The 407-nt window shown below is 42.0% G+C and carries 1 protein-coding gene; it reads right to left on the minus strand.

The window, feature by feature from the left end:
* A partial coding sequence (locus DYI24_RS27865; protein ID WP_283810917.1) for an IS4/Tn5 family transposase DNA-binding protein occupies positions 1-407 on the minus strand: 407 nt, incomplete at both ends.

Below are 407 nucleotides of genomic sequence, written 5' to 3' on the forward strand. Positions count from 1 at the left end.
ATCCTATTGTTTTCTCTTGTTCTGCATCCATGAGCATGGTGGTGTGAACATGAAAACCTCGATTGCTTTTTTCTTTAGGACCGCCTAAATCACCTAATGATTCTTTTACTTGATGGGTATAGGAGAGCGTGGTTGTGTCTTCAATGGCTAAAAGCGTGGGGATTGACTGAGATAACCAGCTTGTTACTTGATAACCACCCTCTGCAATTTGATTCGCTGTGACTCGTTTGTTTCGTAAAAAACGATAACTACCTTCTATAAGCGCATCCTGCCCTCCACAACTTCCTGAAAGAGAACCACCAGGCGTCGATGATAATTGTTTGCCTATTTGAATTAACCGACGAGTAAGTCGTTTATCCCCTAAAGCAACTGAACCAAAAATAGCTTCCGACCATGCTGTAGTATCT

Source organism: Rhodopseudomonas sp. BR0C11, assembly GCF_010820945.1.
Lineage (GTDB): Bacteria > Pseudomonadota > Alphaproteobacteria > Rhizobiales > Xanthobacteraceae > Rhodopseudomonas > Rhodopseudomonas palustris_H.